The 17,854-nt window shown below is 62.3% G+C and carries 21 protein-coding genes; 8 read left to right on the forward strand and 13 right to left on the reverse strand.

The window, feature by feature from the left end:
- The first annotated feature begins 252 nt into the window (after positions 1 to 252).
- The 5 genes from IF199_RS26625 (at position 253) to IF199_RS26645 (ending at position 6,626) form a co-directional block, all read left to right on the forward strand.
- Positions 253 to 1,398 carry a Fic family protein gene (locus IF199_RS26625; protein WP_192559092.1) on the forward strand — a complete coding sequence of 382 codons (1,146 nt, stop codon included), beginning with the start codon at positions 253 to 255 and terminating at the stop codon, positions 1,396 to 1,398.
- Between the two features lie 88 nt (positions 1,399 to 1,486).
- Positions 1,487 to 1,729, forward strand: a complete 243-nt coding sequence (locus tag IF199_RS26630) for an exodeoxyribonuclease VII small subunit (protein WP_007894317.1) — start codon at positions 1,487 to 1,489, stop codon at positions 1,727 to 1,729.
- Positions 1,726 to 2,613, forward strand: coding sequence for a (2E,6E)-farnesyl diphosphate synthase (gene ispA / locus IF199_RS26635; protein WP_192559093.1), 888 nt, complete (start codon positions 1,726 to 1,728; stop codon positions 2,611 to 2,613). The genes IF199_RS26630 and ispA overlap by 4 nt, the downstream gene beginning before the upstream one ends.
- Positions 2,614 to 2,704: 91 nt before the next feature.
- Positions 2,705 to 4,603, forward strand: coding sequence for a 1-deoxy-D-xylulose-5-phosphate synthase (gene dxs / locus IF199_RS26640; RefSeq protein WP_102620867.1), 1,899 nt, complete (start codon positions 2,705 to 2,707; stop codon positions 4,601 to 4,603).
- Between the two features lie 139 nt (positions 4,604 to 4,742).
- Positions 4,743 to 6,626, forward strand: coding sequence for a TonB-dependent receptor domain-containing protein (locus tag IF199_RS26645; RefSeq protein WP_192559094.1), 1,884 nt, complete (start codon positions 4,743 to 4,745; stop codon positions 6,624 to 6,626).
- A 3-nt stretch (positions 6,627 to 6,629) separates the two neighbouring features.
- Here IF199_RS26645 and IF199_RS26650 read toward each other — a convergent pair whose 3' ends face one another.
- The 12 genes from IF199_RS26650 to nrdR all read right to left on the reverse strand — a co-directional run bounded on the left by IF199_RS26650 (position 6,630) and on the right by nrdR (position 15,324).
- On the reverse strand, positions 6,630 to 7,430 hold the full coding sequence (locus IF199_RS26650) for a cobalamin-binding protein (protein WP_192559095.1): 801 nt from the start codon (positions 7,428 to 7,430) through the stop codon (positions 6,630 to 6,632).
- On the reverse strand, positions 7,430 to 7,849 hold the full coding sequence (locus tag IF199_RS26655; protein ID WP_192559096.1) for an MFS transporter: 420 nt from the start codon (positions 7,847 to 7,849) through the stop codon (positions 7,430 to 7,432). Before IF199_RS26655 ends, IF199_RS26650 begins: the two co-directional genes overlap by 1 nt.
- Positions 7,846 to 8,463: a GTP cyclohydrolase II gene (gene ribA / locus IF199_RS26660; protein ID WP_065259552.1), complete on the reverse strand. Its 618-nt coding sequence runs from the start codon at positions 8,461 to 8,463 to the stop codon at positions 7,846 to 7,848. The genes IF199_RS26655 and ribA overlap by 4 nt, the downstream gene beginning before the upstream one ends.
- A 133-nt stretch (positions 8,464 to 8,596) precedes the next feature.
- Positions 8,597 to 9,334: a substrate-binding periplasmic protein gene (locus IF199_RS26665; RefSeq protein WP_192559097.1), complete on the reverse strand. Its 738-nt coding sequence runs from the start codon at positions 9,332 to 9,334 to the stop codon at positions 8,597 to 8,599.
- Positions 9,335 to 9,362: 28 nt separating this feature from the next.
- Positions 9,363 to 9,866 carry a phosphatidylglycerophosphatase A family protein gene (locus tag IF199_RS26670; protein ID WP_096820753.1) on the reverse strand — a complete coding sequence of 168 codons (504 nt, stop codon included), beginning with the start codon at positions 9,864 to 9,866 and terminating at the stop codon, positions 9,363 to 9,365.
- Complete coding sequence (gene thiL / locus IF199_RS26675; RefSeq protein WP_096820752.1) at positions 9,863 to 10,828, reverse strand: thiamine-phosphate kinase; 966 nt, start codon at positions 10,826 to 10,828, stop codon at positions 9,863 to 9,865. Before thiL ends, IF199_RS26670 begins: the two co-directional genes overlap by 4 nt.
- 18 nt (positions 10,829 to 10,846) lie before the next feature.
- Entirely contained in the window at positions 10,847 to 11,347 is a 501-nt protein-coding gene (gene nusB / locus IF199_RS26680; protein ID WP_096820751.1) for a transcription antitermination factor NusB, read from the reverse strand.
- Positions 11,344 to 11,820, reverse strand: coding sequence for a 6,7-dimethyl-8-ribityllumazine synthase (gene ribH, locus IF199_RS26685; RefSeq protein ID WP_003228649.1), 477 nt, complete (start codon positions 11,818 to 11,820; stop codon positions 11,344 to 11,346). Before ribH ends, nusB begins: the two co-directional genes overlap by 4 nt.
- A 91-nt stretch (positions 11,821 to 11,911) precedes the next feature.
- A complete protein-coding gene (gene ribBA / locus IF199_RS26690) occupies positions 11,912 to 13,003 on the reverse strand; it encodes a bifunctional 3,4-dihydroxy-2-butanone-4-phosphate synthase/GTP cyclohydrolase II (RefSeq protein ID WP_065259547.1) in 1,092 nt (363 codons plus the stop codon).
- Between the two features lie 16 nt (positions 13,004 to 13,019).
- Positions 13,020 to 13,682 (reverse strand): riboflavin synthase, encoded by a 663-nt coding sequence (locus IF199_RS26695; protein ID WP_085712322.1) that lies wholly within the window; start codon positions 13,680 to 13,682, stop codon positions 13,020 to 13,022.
- Positions 13,683 to 13,729: 47 nt separating this feature from the next.
- Entirely contained in the window at positions 13,730 to 14,863 is a 1,134-nt protein-coding gene (gene ribD, locus IF199_RS26700) for a bifunctional diaminohydroxyphosphoribosylaminopyrimidine deaminase/5-amino-6-(5-phosphoribosylamino)uracil reductase RibD (protein ID WP_192559098.1), read from the reverse strand.
- Complete coding sequence (nrdR, locus tag IF199_RS26705) at positions 14,860 to 15,324, reverse strand: transcriptional regulator NrdR (RefSeq protein WP_003228656.1); 465 nt, start codon at positions 15,322 to 15,324, stop codon at positions 14,860 to 14,862. Before nrdR ends, ribD begins: the two co-directional genes overlap by 4 nt.
- Positions 15,325 to 15,452: 128 nt before the next feature.
- Between nrdR and IF199_RS26710 the strand changes: the two genes are divergently transcribed.
- The 3 genes from IF199_RS26710 to trxA are packed head-to-tail and all read left to right on the forward strand — an operon-like array spanning position 15,453 to position 17,482.
- Positions 15,453 to 15,917 carry a YbaY family lipoprotein gene (locus tag IF199_RS26710; RefSeq protein WP_096820929.1) on the forward strand — a complete coding sequence of 155 codons (465 nt, stop codon included), beginning with the start codon at positions 15,453 to 15,455 and terminating at the stop codon, positions 15,915 to 15,917.
- On the forward strand, positions 15,914 to 16,570 hold the full coding sequence (locus IF199_RS26715; RefSeq protein WP_192559099.1) for a class I SAM-dependent methyltransferase: 657 nt from the start codon (positions 15,914 to 15,916) through the stop codon (positions 16,568 to 16,570). Before IF199_RS26710 ends, IF199_RS26715 begins: the two co-directional genes overlap by 4 nt.
- A 39-nt stretch (positions 16,571 to 16,609) precedes the next feature.
- Entirely contained in the window at positions 16,610 to 17,482 is an 873-nt protein-coding gene (trxA, locus tag IF199_RS26720; protein ID WP_102620873.1) for a thioredoxin, read from the forward strand.
- Positions 17,483 to 17,486: 4 nt separating this feature from the next.
- Here trxA and IF199_RS26725 read toward each other — a convergent pair whose 3' ends face one another.
- On the reverse strand, positions 17,487 to 17,843 hold the full coding sequence (locus IF199_RS26725; RefSeq protein WP_192559100.1) for a hypothetical protein: 357 nt from the start codon (positions 17,841 to 17,843) through the stop codon (positions 17,487 to 17,489).
- Between the last annotated feature and the right edge of the window lie 11 nt (positions 17,844 to 17,854).

Genomic DNA, 17,854 nt, shown 5'->3' on the forward strand with positions numbered 1-17,854 from the left:
GAAACCTTGCACCCGATCCTCGGTACTTCACAGCGGTGAAAACTGCGTTTCGTCTGAAAGACCCGTGACTGTCGGGTCGTAGAAGGCGCGAAGGTTAGCGATTCGGCAGTTTTTTAACAATCGGATACATCTTGAAATGCGGTGGGAATCACGCACCTGGGTGGACGATGAGCCGAATAGGCGTCATATTCGGCTCACAAAATGAGCCGAATAGCATTTCTATTCGGCTCACGCACTCAGGAACAGCATTTCATGGCAACTCACTGGATCTGGCAGCAACCCGATTGGCCCGACTTCAATTGGCAGGCAGAGCGTCTCACTGCGCTGTTGCGCGAATGCGTTCAGGCGCAGGGACAATTGATGGGCATGGCGGGATCAGTGGGCAATTCACTGAGCGCTCAGATTGAGCTGGACGCGTTGCTGCAGAACATCGTGACCTCCTCGGCGATCGAGGGGGAGCAGTTGAATGTTGAGTCCGTGCGTTCTTCATTGGCACGACGTCTGGGGCTGGAATCACCGGATGCAGACAACGTCAGCAAGCGCAGCGAGGGGCTGGCGCAACTGATGCTCGATGCCACTCAACGTTTTGCCGAACCGCTGACGCTGGAACGATTGCTGGAATGGCATTCATGGCTGTTTCCAGAACAGGAGAGTGGTTTCCTTTCGCGAGCAATCAATGTCGGCGCATTACGCGGCGATGAGCCGATGCAGGTGGTTTCCGGACGAATCGACCGTCCGACCGTGCACTTCGAGGCGCCACCGCGACAAGGCCTTGAGCGACAACTCGACAGTTTTCTCAAGTGGTTCGACGCCAGTCAGCATCAGGCAGGCCTCGATCCTTTACTGCGAGCCGGTATCGCACATTTCTGGTTCGTCACCTTGCACCCGTTCGATGACGGCAACGGACGCCTGACTCGCACCCTCACCGATCTGGCACTGGCGCAGGGCGAAGCGCAGGCGATTCGTTTTTACGCGATGTCCGCCAGCATTCTCGATGACCGCTCGGGCTACTACCGAATTCTGGAATCCAGTCAGAAAGCCACGCTGGACATCACCGACTGGCTCGCATGGTTCCTGCAAACCCTGTTGCGCAGCCTGCAGCAGGCCATCGCACGGATTGAAAGTGTGTTGGGCAAGTCGCGCTTCTGGCAGGCACACCGCGAGTCCGGGCTGTCGGTGGAGCAGATTAAAGTGCTCAACCGCTTGCTCGACGGTGGTGAACGCGGTTTCGAACACGGTATCAGTGCGGCGCAATACCAGAGTGTGGCCAAGGTCTCCAAAGCCACGGCGACCCGACATCTGGCGGAGCTGCTGGAAAAAGACTGCCTGCAACGTCTTCCGGGCGGCGGGCGGAGCACTCGTTATCAGATCCGTTATCCGGTCGAATCGACTGACTGACACCATTCTCCGTCGGCCCGCTCATTTGCCCATAAACCCCCTATCTGCTAGTGTCGCGCCGGTTTAACGTCAACCGGAATTAGCCGCCATGGCCCGCAAAAAAGCTGCACTGGATTTCGAACAGTCCCTCGCCGACCTGCAAACGCTGGTCGAGCGTCTGGAGAACGGTGAATTGTCGCTGGAAGACTCGCTGACCGCTTTCGAGCAGGGCATCGGCCTGACCCGTGACTGCCAGGCAGCGCTGGCCCAGGCCGAGCAGAAGGTCCAGGTGTTGCTGGAGCGCGATGGAGAGCTGGCCGAGGAACCCTTCGACGCGGATCAGCCAGAATGATCGCGGCGTATTCGGCGACCAGCCAGGCGCGGGTCAATGCGGCACTGGAAACCTTGTTCAACGCACCGCTGCCAGAGCTGGCGCGGCTTTACGAAGCGATGCGCTACAGCGTGATGAACGGCGGCAAACGCGTGCGTCCATTGCTGGCCTACGCTGCGTGCGAAGCCCTCGGCGGCAAGGCCGAGCAGGCCAACGGCGCGGCGAGTGCAGTGGAGTTGATCCACGCCTATTCGCTGGTACACGACGATTTGCCGGCGATGGACGACGACGATCTGCGTCGCGGCCAGCCAACCACCCACAAAAAATTCGATGAAGCCTGCGCGATCCTTGCCGGCGACGGTTTGCAGAGCCTGGCGTTCAGCGCCCTGCTCGACCCGCGCCTGAGCGACCTGAGCGCGGATATCCGTCTGCAACAGGTCACGGCGCTGGCGAACGCGGCAGGCCCGGCCGGCATGGTCGGCGGTCAGGCCATCGACCTCGGTTCGGTCGGTCTGAAGCTCGATCAGAAAGCCCTTGAACAAATGCACCGGCACAAGACCGGCGCGCTGATCGAAGTCAGCGTCAAACTCGGCGCCCTGGCCAGCGGCCGCGCCGAGAAGGATGAACTCAAGGCCCTGCAAAGTTATGCACAGGCCATCGGCCTGGCGTTCCAGGTGCAGGACGACATCCTCGACGTCGAAAGCGATACCGAAACCCTCGGCAAACGCCAGGGCGCCGACATTGCCCGCGACAAGCCGACCTACCCGGCCCTGTTGGGTCTGGACGCAGCCAAGGCCTATGCCCTGGAACTGCGCGATCAGGCATTGCACGCGCTGCGACCGTTTGACGCGGCTGCCGAGCCATTGCGCGATCTGGCCCGGTATATCGTCGACCGGCGCAACTAAAGGCTAATCAGCCAAAAAAGACCAACGCGTGGGCAGGGGACGATGCATCAGGTAAACTGCCGCATCTTTTATACCTATAACGATTCGCCTGATGCCCACGACGTTCCATGAGATTCCCCGCAAGCGCCCGACCACGCCCCTGCTCGACCGCGCGAACACGCCGGACGGCCTGCGCCGGTTAGGCGAAGCCGAGCTGGAAACCCTGGCTGATGAGTTGCGCCTGGAATTGCTCTACACGGTCGGCCAGACCGGTGGGCATTTCGGTGCCGGCCTGGGCGTCATCGAGCTGACCATCGCGTTGCATTACGTCTTCGACACCCCGGACGACCGGCTGGTGTGGGACGTCGGTCATCAGGCCTATCCGCACAAGATCCTCACCGGTCGCCGCGAGCGCATGGAAACCCTGCGCCAGAAGGACGGCATCGCTGCCTTCCCGCGTCGCTCCGAGAGCGAGTACGACACCTTTGGCGTCGGCCACTCCAGCACCTCGATCAGTGCCGCGCTGGGCATGGCCATCGCCGCTCGCCTGCAGAACAGTGATCGCAAGGCGATTGCCGTGATCGGTGACGGCGCATTGACCGCCGGCATGGCCTTCGAGGCGCTGAACCACGCGCCGGAAGTGAACGCCAACATGCTGGTGATCCTCAACGACAACGACATGTCGATCTCGCGCAACGTCGGCGGTCTGTCGAATTATCTGGCGAAGATCCTTTCCAGCCGCACTTACGCGAGCATGCGTGAAGGCAGCAAGAAAGTCCTGTCGCGCCTGCCCGGCGCCTGGGAAATCGCCCGTCGCACCGAAGAATACGCAAAAGGCATGCTGGTTCCCGGCACCCTCTTCGAAGAACTGGGCTGGAACTACATCGGCCCGATCGATGGCCACGACCTGCCGACCCTGATCGCCACCCTGCGCAACATGCGCGATCTGAAGGGCCCGCAGTTCCTGCACATCGTCACCAAGAAAGGCAAAGGCTTCGCCCCGGCGGAAGTCGACCCGATCGGTTACCACGCCATCACCAAACTCGAACCGCTGGGCGCCCCGGCTGCCGCGCCGAAGAAGGCCGGCGGGCCGAAGTATTCCGGTGTGTTCGGTGAATGGCTGTGCGACATGGCCGCTGCCGACCCGCGTCTGGTGGGCATCACCCCGGCGATGAAGGAAGGTTCGGATCTGGTGGCGTTCAGCGAACGCTTCCCGCTGCGCTACTTCGACGTGGCGATTGCCGAGCAACACGCCGTGACCCTCGCGGCCGGCATGGCCTGCGAAGGCGCCAAACCGGTGGTGGCGATCTACTCGACGTTCCTGCAACGCGGCTACGACCAGTTGGTGCATGACGTTGCGGTGCAGAACCTCGACGTGCTGTTCGCCATCGACCGCGCCGGTCTGGTGGGCGAAGACGGCCCGACCCACGCCGGCAGCTTCGATCTGTCGTTCCTGCGCTGCATCCCGGGCATGGTCATCATGACCCCGAGCGATGAAAACGAACTGCGCAAGATGCTCACCACCGGTCACCTGTACAACGGCCCGGCGGCGGTGCGTTACCCGCGCGGCACCGGCCCGAACGCGACCATCGAGAAAGACCTCGAACCGATCGAGATCGGCAAGGGTGTGGTTCGTCGTCAGGGCAGCAAGGTCGCCCTGCTGGTGTTCGGCGTGCAACTGGCCGAAGCGCTGAACGTCGCCGAAACGCTGGATGCCACCGTGGTCGACATGCGTTTCGTCAAACCGATGGACGAAGCGTTGGTGCGTGAAATCGCCGCCAGCCACGACCTGCTGGTGACCATCGAAGAGAACGCGATCATGGGCGGTGCCGGTGGCGCGGTCAGCGAATTCCTCGCCCGTGAAAACATTCTCAAGTCGGTGCTGCACCTGGGCTTGCCGGACGTTTACGTCGAGCACGCCAAACCGGCGCAGATGCTGGCCGAGTGCGGGCTGGACGAGGCAGGGATCGAAGCGGCGGTGCGCGAGCGCCTGGAGCTGCTTAACAAGTAAAACGCAATGCCCATGTGGGAGCGAGCCTGCTCGCGATAGCGCACTGTCAGTCACTTCAATGTCGACTGACACACCGCAATCGCGAGCAGGCTCGCTCCCACATTGATTTGCGCACACCGGAAATACCGACGGAATACCGATGAACCTCTCGCGTCTCGCCCTGCCCCTTCTCCTGCTGCCAACCGCCAACGCCCTCGCCGATACCTTCGAACGCGATCAGGCCCTGAAGCTGCCGGACATGCTGATCAGCGCCAACCGCCAGGTGGAAGCACGCAACGACAGCAGCGCCGCCAACACCGTGTTCACCCGCGAAGACATCGAACGTCTGCAACCGAGCAGCGTCACCGACCTGCTGCAACGGGTACCGGGCGTGCAAGTGGCGCAAACCGGCGGGCGCGGCAGTCTGCCGGGGATCTACATTCGTGGTACCCAGTCGGCGCAAAGCCTGGTGCTGGTCGATGGCCAGCGCATCGGCAACTCCACCTCCGGGGACAGCAACCTGCAACACCTGAACATCGAACAGATCGAACGCGTCGAAGTGCTGCGCGGTTCGCGTTCGGTGATCTATGGCAGCGATGCAATTGGCGGGGTGATTCAGATCTTCACCCGGCGCGGCGGCGAACAAGGCTTGCAGCCGCGGATGCATGTCGGATTCGGCAGCCATCAGACCTGGGAGCGCAGTGTCGGCCTGTCCGGCGGCGACGAGAAAACCCGCTTCAACCTCGGTGCCAGCCTCGATGAAACCGCCGGTCTCGACCGCACCCACGAGTCGTATCCCAGCGACAGCGACCACGACGCCTACCGCAACAAATCCATCAGTCTGAGCCTCAGCCATGCGCTGACCGATGGTGTCGAAGTCGGCGCCAACCTGCTGGATAACCGTGGCAAAAGCGAGTTCGACAACCCGTTCGGACGCTTCGACCCAGTCACCTTCGACTCCGTCCAGCAGCAGCCCTACAGCGATTTCACCGTCAGCAGTTTCAGCAGCTACATCGACGCACGGATCAACGAGCGCTGGAAATCGCGTCTGGAACTCGGCCACAGCGAAAACCGCGAGAAGACGTTCGACAAGCTCAGCGACGAACGCTCGGTGTTCAACACCTACCGCGACTCGGTGACCTGGCAGAACGACCTGACCCTGGATGCGCGCAACAGCCTGATCCTCGGTGGCGACTGGTATGAAGACCGAGTCAACAGCAGCACCGCGTTCGACGAGGACAGCCGCTGGAACCGTGCGGCCTTCATTCAGCATCGCTTCCAGGCCGACAGTTTCTCCACCGAACTCGGCCTGCGCCGTGACGACAATCAGCAGTTCGGCGGCCAGAACAGCTGGAGCGGCACGCTGACATTGCCGGTCAACCCGGACAACGATCTGCTTCTCAGCTACAGCGAAGGCTTCCGTGCACCGACCTTCAACGACCTGTATTACCCGGACTTCAGCAACCCGGATCTGAAACCGGAAACCTCGAAAAGCTACGAGCTGCAATGGCGCAGCCAGTTGAGCGACAGCAGCCGCCTCGAAGCCTCGCTGTATCGGACAGACCTGGAAGACGCGATCATCTTCGGCAGCAACTCACGCCCGGAAAACGTCGCGTCGGCGCGGATCAACGGCTTTGAGGCAGCGCTGAAACAGGAACTGCTGGGCTGGCAGAGCAACCTCGGCGTCGCAATCATCGATCCCCGCGACCGCGACACCGGTCACACCCTGGCGCGCCGTGCACGCCGGACGCTGAGCTGGGATCTGGATCGACAATTCGATCGTCTCGGCCTCGGCGCCAGTTGGCAGGCCGTCAGCAGCAGCTATGACGACCTGAACAATCAACAACCATTGGGTGGTTATGCGCTACTCGGACTGCGCAGCAGTTGGGCGCTGAACCGTGAGATCAAGCTGGATTTCAAGGTGGATAACCTGCTGGACAAGGGTTACAGCCGAGCGCTGTACAGCCATGACGGCAGTCAGTATGGCTATCGCGAGGAAGGTCGGGCGTTCATGTTCGGAGTGACCTGGACACCGCAGCTGTAGCGGTCAACGGTCTGGCGCAATCAGCTGGCAGAGCTTGGCGGTCGCCTCGATCATCTGCCCGCTCGGACGCTCCAGACCTTTGTCCGTGACCAGCAGCAACTGCCTGTGCTTGACTGCTGCCACCTGCGGCCAGGCGTTCCATGCGTTCAGTTGTGACTGGTCGCCGGCCAGAATCACTTCGGGGTCACGCTGTAAAACGGCTTCGATGCTCACCTGCGGCGCCGGCAATGTCAGGTCGGCAAACGCATTGCGTGCACCGCACACTTCAAGCGCATCGCTGATGATCTGCCCGCCACCGACGGTGTACAGCGGCTTGTCCCAGACCTGGTAGAACACCCGCAACGGCGTTTCCCGCCGATAGCGTTGGCGCAGCTCGTCGAGCTTGCGCCGCAACCCAGTCGCCCGCTCAACCCCGCGCTCAGGGCGACCAAGCTGCGCAGCGATGGCTTCGATCTGCGTGATCAACTGTTCGAAACTGTGGGGTTCGGCAACGAAAGTCGGGATGTTCAGACGCTTGAGCTGATCGCGCTGGGCCGGGCCGACACTGCCGGGCCACAGCAGCAACAAGTCAGGCTTGAGGCTGAGCAGCCGTTCCATGTCGAGCTGACCATAACGACCCACCGAAGGCACATCCTTGATCGCAGACGGCCGGTCACCGGCATCCAGCACGCCGACCAACAGATCGGCCGAATCCAGCTCGACGACGATTTCAGACAAGGATGGCGCGAGGCTGACCACTCGCAGAGCGGCCAGGGTTTCACTGCTGACGGCCAGCAGCAGAACCGCCAGCCAGAGACGGCGCATCAACCGAGTTGACGCGGGATACGGTAGAGGTAGAACAGCACCGCCGTGGACAGCGCCAGCAACATCAGCGGTACGGCCTCCAGGCCGACGAACACCGCCAGTGCACCGATCCACGCCGGCAACCCCGCCACCAGAAACGCTGTGCGACGACGCGCAGCGAGGGCTATCCACGCAGCGGGTTCTTCAGGAGTATCGAGGGCTTTTTGTGTGGCGATCAGCGCATGTTTGTAACGGCCGAAAAACTTCAGGCTGACAAACATCGAGGCCACACCAGCGATAAACAAGGGCATCGCCAGCACTGGCAGGATGGCTTCGCTCTCGCCGAACACGCCGTTGAGTACAAACAGCGGCACCAGTGCCAGCGCCAGGTATTTCCACCAGGCGACTGACAGACGGCGCCGCACCTGACCGCGAGTCACGCCCGGTCTACCTCGCCCTGATGTTCGTTGCCCATCATGTGGTCGAGTTTGCTGGCTTTGGTCGCCAGGTAGAGTTTGTTGTGCGGGTTGTGGCCTGTGTGCAGCGGCACGCGCTCGGCGACGACGATATTCATGTCGGTCAGGGCTTTGACCTTGCGCGGGTTGTTGGTCATCAGGCGCAGGGATTTCACGCCCAGATGCTCAAGCATCGGCAGACACATGGCGTAGTCACGCTGGTCGGCGGCAAAACCCAGACGCTCGTTGGCTTCAACGGTGTCGGCACCGCCGTCCTGCAATTCGTAGGCACGGATCTTGTTCAGCAGGCCAATGCCACGGCCTTCCTGACGCAGGTACAGCAACACGCCACGACCTTCACGGGCGATCGCCTTGAGGGCGGCCTCCAGTTGCGAGCCGCAGTCGCAACGCTGACTGAACAAGGCATCGCCGGTCAGGCATTCGGAGTGCAACCGGCCGAGTACCGGGGCACCGTCGGCAATCTCACCCAGGCTCAGCACGACGTGTTCGCGGCCGGTGGCTTCATCGAGAAAACCGTGCATGGTGAATTGCGCAAAAGGCGTTGGCAGCTTGGAAGCGGCGACAAAAACGACAGGCACCGGTGTGCTCCTGATCTAAAAAGTCTGAAGATTCGCTGGGCGGCATTGTAACAGCAGGTTCCTGCAGGCGCTTAGGCTGAATTATCGGCCATAACGATCAAAAAGTTTGATAACAGGCCCGACATCATCGCGTTTACTCGAACGGATACGGCTGCTTCCAGTGTTCGAAGATCGGTTTCAGCTCGCCGCTTTTCACCAGTTGTTCCATGCGCTGGTCGTAGATCGACATCAGTGCGCGGGCCTGCGGGGTGTCGGCGAAACCGAGGTACAGCGGCAACTCCGCCAGATGCGAGTAATGGTATTGCGAAGGGTCGGCGGCGTTTCTCACCACCGCTTCGATTTCCGTCAGCGCATCGATGTAGTAATCCGCCCGCCCCTGCTTGAGCATCGACAGGATTCCGGTGCGGCGTTCGATCTGGTTGAAGCGTTTGACGTTCGGCAGGTAGGTTTCATACCGATAACCCCGCACCCAGGCCAGTCGGTACTTGCCAAGGTTCGCCTGGGTCGGCGACGGGTTGCTGGCAAGGCCGAGTGCGTAGATGTGGTCGGAATCGAAGTTCCATTTCGGGTACAGCACCTGCTCGGCTTCACCGCGATAGGAGCCGACCAGTGCGTCGACTTCCTTCAGTTGCACCAGGCCCACCGAACGGGTGTACGGCACGGAGCGGATATCCAGAGTCACGCCGGCCGGCTCGAACACTTTGCGCAACACGTCCCAGCCCAGGCCGTGGCCATCGGCAGCGGTGTAGTCTTCCCATTCTTCGCTGGCCAGGTGAATCACCGACGGCGTTGCGTCCTGCGCCTGTGCCACCGCACCGGCCAGCACACCCAGCAGGGTAAAAAACAGTACCAACAAGCCGCGTCGAGCCATCCCTGTGTCCCTCATCCACGCCTTGAAATCAGGCGAAAATCCACACCAGTCCCTGCATCGCCAACCAGGCGAACACACCCGCCAGCACGTCGTCGAGCATGATGCCGACGCCGCCATGCACATGCCGGTCGATCCAGCGGATCGGCCATGGCTTGAGGATGTCGAAGAAGCGGAACATCAAAAACCCGGCGAGCAACCAGTACCAGCCTTCCGGCACCAGCCACAGGGTGATCCACATCCCGACCATTTCGTCCCAGACGATGCCTTCGTGGTCGTGTACCCGCAGATCGTCGGCGACCTTGCCGCACAGCCAGAAGCCGAACAGCATGGTGATCCCGAGCATCAGCCAGTAACCCCAGTCGGGCAACATCTGCCACAACGGAATAAAGGGTAGCGCAACTAACGAGCCCCACGTGCCCGGTGCTTTCGGCAAGGTGCCGGAACCGAAGCCGAACGCGAGGAAATGCCAGGGGTTGCGCCAGACCGACGGCGGAACGAACTCGCCGGGAACCTGTTTCGGGTGATCTGTCACGGTGACTCCTGAAAATGTTGATAACCCCGGATTTGCGGGGTGATGTCATGCCCTTCGCGATCCAGCAGCACCACGCCCTGCCCCTCGGCCACGCGCCCGATCACATGGATCGGCCAGCCATCGGCCAGCAGCGCCGGCAATTCGACGGACGGCAAGGTAAAGGCCAGCACGTAATCATCGCCACCGCTCAACGCCGCACGCTCGGCGCCGCGCTGACCGAGAAACGCCACCAGCGCCTCCGACAGCGGCACGCGCTCGCGCTCGACTTCGAGGCGAACCTTCGAGGCCAGTGCGATGTGGCCGCAATCGGCGAGCAGGCCATCGGAGATATCCAGTGCCGACGTAGCCTTGCCACGCAAGGCCTGACCGAGGGCGAGTTGCGGTTGCGGCGACCAGTAATGATCGAGCAGCGGCTGGGCGATGTCCGGCTCGGCTTCGCGCTGGCCGAGCACCAGCGGCAAGGCCCCTGCGGCATTGCCCAGTTCGCCGCCGACGCACAGCAGATCGCCCGGCTGCGCGCCGCTGCGGGTCAGGGCCTTTCCGGCCGGGACGCGACCGAACACGGTGACGGTCAGGCTCAACGGCCCGCGAGTGGTATCGCCGCCAACCAGCGCCACGCTGCAGCTTTGCGCCATACGGTTCAAACCACGGGCATAGGCTTGCAGCCAATCGGCAGTCACCGTCGGCAAGGTCAGGGCAAGGGTAAAGGCAACGGGCGTGGCGCCCATGGCAGCCAGATCGCTGACCGCCACGGCCAGCGAGCGCTGACCGAGCAGAAACGGATCGCAGGGATCGGCGAAATGCACGCCGGCCACCAGCGTATCGGTGGAAATCGCCAGCTGCTCCCCGGAAGGAACCGCCAGCAAGGCGCAGTCGTCGCCGATCCCCAGTGCAACGCCTTCGCCCCCCTGCGCACAAGGCGCGGCGGCGAAGAAATTGCGGATCAGCTCAAACTCGCCCATTGCGATATCAAGCGCTGATCAGCGCTTGAACGCCTTGACTTCAGCTTCACGCAGGCGCGGAGCCAGCTTGTCGAGAACGCCGTTGACGAACTTGTGGCCGTCGGTGGAACCGAACACCTTGGCCAGTTCGATACCTTCGTTGATCACAACGCGGTACGGCACGTCGACGCGCTTGAGCAGTTCCCAGGTGGACAGGCGCAGAACCGCCAGTTCAACCGGGTCCAGCTCTTCGATCGCCAGATCCAGGCAAGGCGTGAGCGCGTTGTCGATTTCGGTGCGGCTGGCCGGAACCCCGTGCAGGATTTCGCGGAAATACGCGCCATCGACATCGGTAAAATCGTTATCGACCCGGAATTGCGCTTCGATCTCGTTCAGCGAAGCCTTGGCCATGTGCCATTGATACAGAGCCTGAGTCGCGAGCTGACGGGCTTCGCGGCGCTTGACGCTCTTTGATGGCTTGCCGGCATCCGCAGGTTTCGGGTCGCGCGGGTTGAAACGATCGCTTTCGTCGCTAATCACTTGGCCTCCAACTGCGCCAGCAGGCTGACCATTTCCAGAGCGGACAGGGCAGCTTCAGCACCTTTGTTGCCGGCCTTGGTGCCGGAACGTTCGATGGCTTGCTCGATGGAATCAACGGTCAGGACGCCGAAAGCGACCGGTACGCCGAATTCCATGGACACCTGGGCCAGGCCCTTGGTGCACTCGCCAGCCACGTATTCGAAGTGCGGAGTGCCGCCACGAATGACCGCGCCCAGGGCGATGATTGCTGCGAACTCGCCTTTCTGGGCGACTTTTTGCGCAACCAGCGGGATTTCGAAGGCGCCAGGTGCGCGGATGATGGTGATGTCGCTTTCGCTCACGCCGTGGCGAACCAGGGCATCAACTGCACCGCTGACCAGGCTTTCAACCACGAAACTGTTGAAACGGCCTACTACCAAAGCGTAGCGGCCTTTAGGGGCGATGAAGGTACCTTCGATGGTCTTCAGGGTCATTCGTCAGATCTCTTAAAGAGCCGGGACGCGTCTGTTCCGCGTCCCTCAGTGATTTATTTGCCGCGAATTCGGGTCCGGAAACAACCGGTCATTATTCGGAGGGCACGTATTCTACAACTTCCAGATCGAAACCGGATATCGCATTAAATTTCATCGGTGCGGACATCAGGCGCATTTTGCGCACACCGAGGTCACGCAGGATCTGCGAACCGGCACCGACGATGCTGTAGGTGGTCGGTTTTTTCACCGCCGCCTGATCGCCGGTTTCGCGGATATGCGCCAGCAACACGTCGCCATCGAGCGGGTGACCGAGCAGCAGCACCACACCGCTGCCGGCCTCGGCAACCGCAGCCATGGCGGCGCGCAGGCTCCAGCGGCCCGGTTGCTTGACCATCAGCAGGTCGCGCAGCGGGTCCATGTTGTGCACACGAACCAGGGTCGGTTCTTCGGCGCAAACGGTGCCCAGGGTCAGTGCCATGTGCACGTCGCCTTCCACGGAATCACGATAGGTCACCAGGTTGAATTGGCCCAGTTCGCTGTCCAGTGGCTGCTCGGCAATCCGCTGAACGGTACGTTCGTGGATCATCCGGTAGTGAATCAGGTCGGCGATGGTGCCGATCTTGATGTTGTGTTCGGCCGCGAAAGCTTCCAGTTCGGCGCGACGGGACATGGTGCCGTCGTCGTTCATCACTTCGCAGATCACGCCGCTCGGCTCGAAACCGGCCATGCGTGCCAGGTCGCAAGCCGCTTCGGTGTGACCGGCGCGCGCCAGGGTGCCACCGGCCTGAGCCATCAGCGGGAAGATGTGGCCCGGGCTGACGATGTCTTCGGCTTTCGCGTCTTTCGCCGCAGCCGCTTGCACGGTGCGTGCGCGGTCAGCGGCGGAGATGCCGGTAGTCACGCCCTCGGCAGCTTCGATCGACACGGTGAACTTGGTGCCGAAACCGGAACCGTTGCGCGGTGCCATCAGCGGCAGCTTCAGGGTTTCGCAGCGCTCGCGGCTCATCGGCATGCAGATCAGGCCACGGGCGTGCTTGGCCATGAAATTGATGTGCTCGGCCTTGCAGCATTCGGCGGCCATGATCAGGTCGCCTTCGTTCTCGCGGTCTTCGTCATCCATGAGGATGACCATCTTGCCTTGGCGGATGTCTTCAACCAGTTCTTCGATGCTATTGAGCGCCACAAGGCACCCCCTTCAGTCAGGATTTGAGGTAGCCGTTGGCGGCCAGAAAGCTTTCAGTGATGCCGCCGGACGTTGGCTCTGCAGCCTTGTCGCCCAACAGCAGACGCTCCAGATAACGCGCCAGCAAGTCGACTTCCAGGTTCACCCGGCGACCTGGCTTGTAGGACGCCATGATGGTTTCGCTCAAGGTGTGCGGGATGATCGTCAGCAGGAATTCGGCGCCATCGACCGCGTTCACGGTCAGGCTGGTGCCGTCGACGGTGATCGAGCCTTTGTGGGCGATGTACTTGGCCAGCTCTTTCGGCGCGCGGATGCGAAATTCCACGGCGCGGGCATTGTCGCTGCGCGAGACCACTTCGCCGACACCGTCGACGTGACCGCTGACCAGATGCCCGCCGAGACGGGTGGTCGGGGTCAGGGCTTTTTCCAGGTTGACCGGGCTACCGCTCTTCAGGTCATTCATGGCGGTGCAGTCGAGGGTTTCGCGACTGACGTCGGCGGCAAAGCCGTCGCCCGGCAGCTCCACAGCGGTCAGGCACACGCCGTTGACCGCGATGCTGTCGCCGAGTTTGACGTCGCTCAGGTCGAGCTTGCCGGTTTCGACATGCACCCGCACATCACCGCCCTTTGGGGTCAGTGCGCGGATACTGCCGATGGATTCGATGATGCCGGTAAACATGGGGTTCTCCTTGAGAACGAAGCCAGCGCTAACGCGATGGCCGGGAATTATACGCTCGCCGATGAGACAGGGATTGCAGTGACTCGCCAGTCATCGCCAACCGCGCGAATTTCAGTGATTTTCAGTTCCGGCGCATCCTTCATATAGGCTAGCGGCCAGTCCAGCAACGGACGCGCCGTGGAGCCGAGAAACTTGCCGGCGATGAAGATCACGAACTCGTCGACCAGACCGAGCTGGGCAAACGCACCGGCCAGTCGCGGACCGGCCTCGACCAGCACTTCGTTGACGCCACGGCTGGCCAGTTCAATCAGCAATTGGCGCAGATCGACCTGACCGTCATCACCCGGCACGATCAGGCATTCCGGGCCGTGGGCGTACTGTTCTTCGATGGCCACGCAGGTGGCGACCAGCGCCGGGCCGGCCTTGAAGAACGGCGCATCCAGCGGTACTCGCAGGCGCCCGTCGATCAGCACGCGCAGCGGCGGACGGCTCAGGGCCAGCGCAGTTTGCTCGGCATCCAGACCCAGCTCATCGCCGCGCACGGTCAGTCGTGCACCATCGGCCAGCACCGTGTCGGCACCTGTCAGCACCACGCTGGCCTGGGCGCGCAAACGCTGCACCGCCGAACGCGCGGCAGGCCCGGTGATCCATTGGCTCTCTCCGCTTTCCATCGCTGTGCGGCCGTCGAGGCTCATGGCCAACTTGACCCGCACGAACGGCAAGCCGTGCTCCATGCGTTTCAGAAAACCTTGATTGAGCTTGCGTGCTTCGGCTTCCAGCACGCCGCTTTCGGTGGCGATGCCGGCATCGGCCAGACGCTGCAAACCGCGCCCGGCGACTTGCGGATTGGGATCGCGCATTGCCGCGACCACCCGCCCCAAACCGGCATTCACCAGCGCATCGGCGCACGGCGGTGTACGACCGTGATGGCTGCAAGGTTCGAGAGTGACGTAAGCGGTCGCGCCCCGGGCCAGCTCACCGGCGGCGCGCAGGGCGTGGACTTCGGCGTGGGGTTCGCCGGCACGCTCATGCCAGCCTTCGCCGACAATCTGCCCGTCGCGCACGATCACGCAGCCGACCCGTGGATTGGGATGGGTCGTGTAATGCCCTTTGCGCGCCAATTCCAGGGCCCGGGCCATGAAGTGGGCGTCGAGGATGGCCTGTTCGGCGGCGCTGGTCATTCTTTCACCGGTTCACGGGCGAGGCGGTCGATCTCTTCGCGGAACTCGTTGAGGTCCTGGAAGCGGCGATACACGGAAGCGAAACGGATGTAGGCGACTTCATCGAGCTTTTGCAGCTCGGCCATCACCAGTTCGCCGACCACGAGGGATTTGACCTCGCGTTCGCCGGTGGCGCGCAGCTTGTGTTTGATGTGCACCAGCGAGGACTCGAGACGCTCGACGCTCACCGGACGTTTCTCCAGGGCGCGCTGCATGCCGGCGCGGAGTTTTTCTTCGTCGAACGGTTGGCGGCTGCCGTCGGTTTTGATCAGGCGCGGCAACACCAGTTCGGCCGTCTCGAACGTCGTGAAACGTTCGCCGCAGGCCAGGCATTCACGCCGGCGGCGCACCTGTTCGCCCTCGGCGACCAGACGCGAGTCGATGACCTTGGTGTCGTTGGCACCGCAGAAGGGACAGTGCATGGTGGCTGGCAACAAAAAAAGGGAGGGCCATGGTAGCGCATCCCGGTGGCAAGACAAGCCATAGGCTTTGCGGTATACAGACTGCCATGATCGTTTGATCCATGGATTTCATTTTGCTGGAGCCGCCAATGTCGTTACGACCGCTCGTTTTGCTCAGTGTTTTCAGCCTGCTGGTGGCCTGTGGCAGCGACGCGCCCAAGCCGCAGCCGCCTACACCGGGCCCGGCGCCGCAACAGGCGCAGAAAAAGGCCAGGGAAGCTGCCGACCTCGGCCCGTTGCCCGCGTATCAACGTGAACTGAGCGGCACCCTGCAAGGCGTGCCGGCTGGCGCCGAAGTCGAACTGGCGCTGCTGGTGATCGACGAGAAAGGTCGCCCACAGCAGTTACTCGCCAGCTCCAGTCTGATCGGCAACAACCAGGTTCTACCGTTCCGCCTGCGTTTCAACCCTGATGCCTTCCCGGCCGGCGCGCGGGTCGAACTGCGGGGCCGCGCCACTCAATCCGGCCAGTTGATCCTGCACCTGCCGTCGCAGACCATCAGCCAGCCGACCACCCAGGCGTTGGGCCAACTGCAATTTGTCAAAGCTCCATGAATGCACCGTTAGACCTGCAACAGGCGCTGGGCGAGTTGCTCGGCGACGCGCGACTGAAAGCCTGTGCGTTGCCGGACACCGATTTGCAGCTGTGGCTGATCGACGGCGACAACATGGCGCGCGAATTCAGCCAGGAAGAAACCCAACGAATCCTGCATGAACCGCCGTACTGGAGTTTCTGCTGGGCCAGTGGTCTGGCGGTGGCGCGTTATCTGGCGGAGTTTCCCGAGTGGGTGCGTGGTAAACGCGTGCTGGATTTCGGCGCCGGTTCCGGGATCGCCGGGATTGCCGCCGTGAAGGCCGGCGCGCTGGAAGTGGTGGCCTGCGACCTCGACCCGCTGGCGATTGCCGCCTGCCGGGCCAACGCCGAACTCAATGATGTGCAGATGAGCTATTCCACGGACTTCTTCGCCGAGGCGGATCGCTTTGATCTGATCCTGGTGGCCGACGTTCTGTACGACCGCGAGAACCTGCCGCTGCTTGACGCGTTTCTCAGTCGCGGCCGCGAAGCATTGGTGGCGGATTCGCGGGTCAGGGATTTCCGTCATCCGCTGTACCGGCGGATCAAAATGCTCGAAGCCATGACCCTGCCGGATCTGGCCGAGCCCGAAGAGTTTCGCCATGTCAGCCTCTACCACGCGGCCCGCGCCTGACCGTATAGTTGCCCCATTCACGCTTTTACGAGATACCCCATGAGTCAGCAAACGCCGTACATCTTCGACGCCACGACGGCCGACTTCGACCAGTCGGTGATCGAGGCCTCCTTTCAAAAACCGGTGCTGGTGGATTTCTGGGCCGAATGGTGCGCGCCGTGCAAAGCGCTGATGCCAATGCTGCAAGGGATCGCCGAGAGCTATCAGGGCGAGTTGCTGCTGGCCAAGGTCGACTGCGACGTCGAGCAGGACATCGTCGCCCGCTTCGGTATCCGCAGCCTGCCGACCGTGGTGCTGTTCAAGGACGGTCAACCGGTGGATGGTTTCGCCGGGGCCCAGCCGGAGTCCGCTGTGCGTGCCCTGCTCGAACCGCATGTGAAGATGCCGCCACCGGCCGCCGCCGATCCATTCGAACAGGCTCAGGCGCTGTTCGACGAAGGCCGTTACGCCGATGCCGAAGCCGCGCTGGTGGTGATGCTCAATGAAGACAACACCAACGCCAAGGCGCTGATCCTGTATGCCCGCTGCCTGACCGAGCGCGGTGAACTGGGCGAAGCGCAAACCGTGCTCGACGCGGTCAAAAGCGACGAGCACAAAGCCGCACTGGCCGGTGCCAAGGCGCAGATCAAGTTCCTTGGTCTGGCCCGCGACCTGCCGGACGCCGCCGACCTGAAAAGCCGTCTGGCGCAGAACCCGCAGGACGATGAAGCGGTGTATCAACTGGCGATCCAGCAACTGGCCCGTCAGCAATACGAAGCGGCGCTGGACGCTCTGCTCAAGCTGTTCATCCGCAACCGCAGCTACGGCGAAGGCCTGCCGCACAAGACCTTGCTGCAAGTGTTCGAACTGCTGGGCAACGATCACCCGTTGGTGACCGCTTACCGGCGCAAGGTGTTTGCGGCGCTGTACTAAGCGCTTACTCGATCCAGCTGTAGAGCGGCGTATCCCCGCCGCTCAGCACTTTCACGTCGGATGAATGACGCAGGCGCACCAGCAAGCGCTTGCCCGCCGCCGCACTGCCGGTCAGCCCTTCGAGCTGATCCAGCAGCTCCGGCCCGCTGAGTTGCCCGGCCTTGCGCAACAGATCCCTGGCGACCTGCCACAACGCGTCATCCTGATTGACCGGTTTCGCCACCGGCGCCGCGGCTGCTTGCGGCTGGGCCGTCTGCACCTGCACGCCCAACTGCGAACCGAGCCGCGCCCAGTCGCTTTCATCCAGTTCCAGGGTCAAATCCACCGGCAACTCGCCGACGGTTCCGCGTATCCGCAACATAACTTCGCTCC

This window comes from Pseudomonas allokribbensis, from assembly GCF_014863605.1.
Lineage (GTDB): Bacteria > Pseudomonadota > Gammaproteobacteria > Pseudomonadales > Pseudomonadaceae > Aquipseudomonas > Aquipseudomonas allokribbensis.

Coding starts and splice junctions, on each gene's coding strand:
- IF199_RS26625 (WP_192559092.1), top strand. CDS start 253: ATGGCAACTCACTGGATCTGGCAGCAACCCGATTGGCCCGACTTCAAT.
- IF199_RS26630 (WP_007894317.1), top strand. CDS start 1,487: ATGGCCCGCAAAAAAGCTGCACTGGATTTCGAACAGTCCCTCGCCGAC.
- ispA (WP_192559093.1), top strand. CDS start 1,726: ATGATCGCGGCGTATTCGGCGACCAGCCAGGCGCGGGTCAATGCGGCA.
- dxs (WP_102620867.1), top strand. CDS start 2,705: ATGCCCACGACGTTCCATGAGATTCCCCGCAAGCGCCCGACCACGCCC.
- IF199_RS26645 (WP_192559094.1), top strand. CDS start 4,743: ATGAACCTCTCGCGTCTCGCCCTGCCCCTTCTCCTGCTGCCAACCGCC.
- IF199_RS26650 (WP_192559095.1), bottom strand. CDS start 7,430: ATGCGCCGTCTCTGGCTGGCGGTTCTGCTGCTGGCCGTCAGCAGTGAA.
- IF199_RS26665 (WP_192559097.1), bottom strand. CDS start 9,334: ATGGCTCGACGCGGCTTGTTGGTACTGTTTTTTACCCTGCTGGGTGTG.
- thiL (WP_096820752.1), bottom strand. CDS start 10,828: ATGGGCGAGTTTGAGCTGATCCGCAATTTCTTCGCCGCCGCGCCTTGT.
- ribH (WP_003228649.1), bottom strand. CDS start 11,820: ATGACCCTGAAGACCATCGAAGGTACCTTCATCGCCCCTAAAGGCCGC.
- IF199_RS26695 (WP_085712322.1), bottom strand. CDS start 13,682: ATGTTTACCGGCATCATCGAATCCATCGGCAGTATCCGCGCACTGACC.
- ribD (WP_192559098.1), bottom strand. CDS start 14,863: ATGACCAGCGCCGCCGAACAGGCCATCCTCGACGCCCACTTCATGGCC.
- nrdR (WP_003228656.1), bottom strand. CDS start 15,324: ATGCACTGTCCCTTCTGCGGTGCCAACGACACCAAGGTCATCGACTCG.
- IF199_RS26710 (WP_096820929.1), top strand. CDS start 15,453: ATGTCGTTACGACCGCTCGTTTTGCTCAGTGTTTTCAGCCTGCTGGTG.
- IF199_RS26715 (WP_192559099.1), top strand. CDS start 15,914: ATGAATGCACCGTTAGACCTGCAACAGGCGCTGGGCGAGTTGCTCGGC.
- trxA (WP_102620873.1), top strand. CDS start 16,610: ATGAGTCAGCAAACGCCGTACATCTTCGACGCCACGACGGCCGACTTC.
- IF199_RS26725 (WP_192559100.1), bottom strand. CDS start 17,843: ATGTTGCGGATACGCGGAACCGTCGGCGAGTTGCCGGTGGATTTGACC.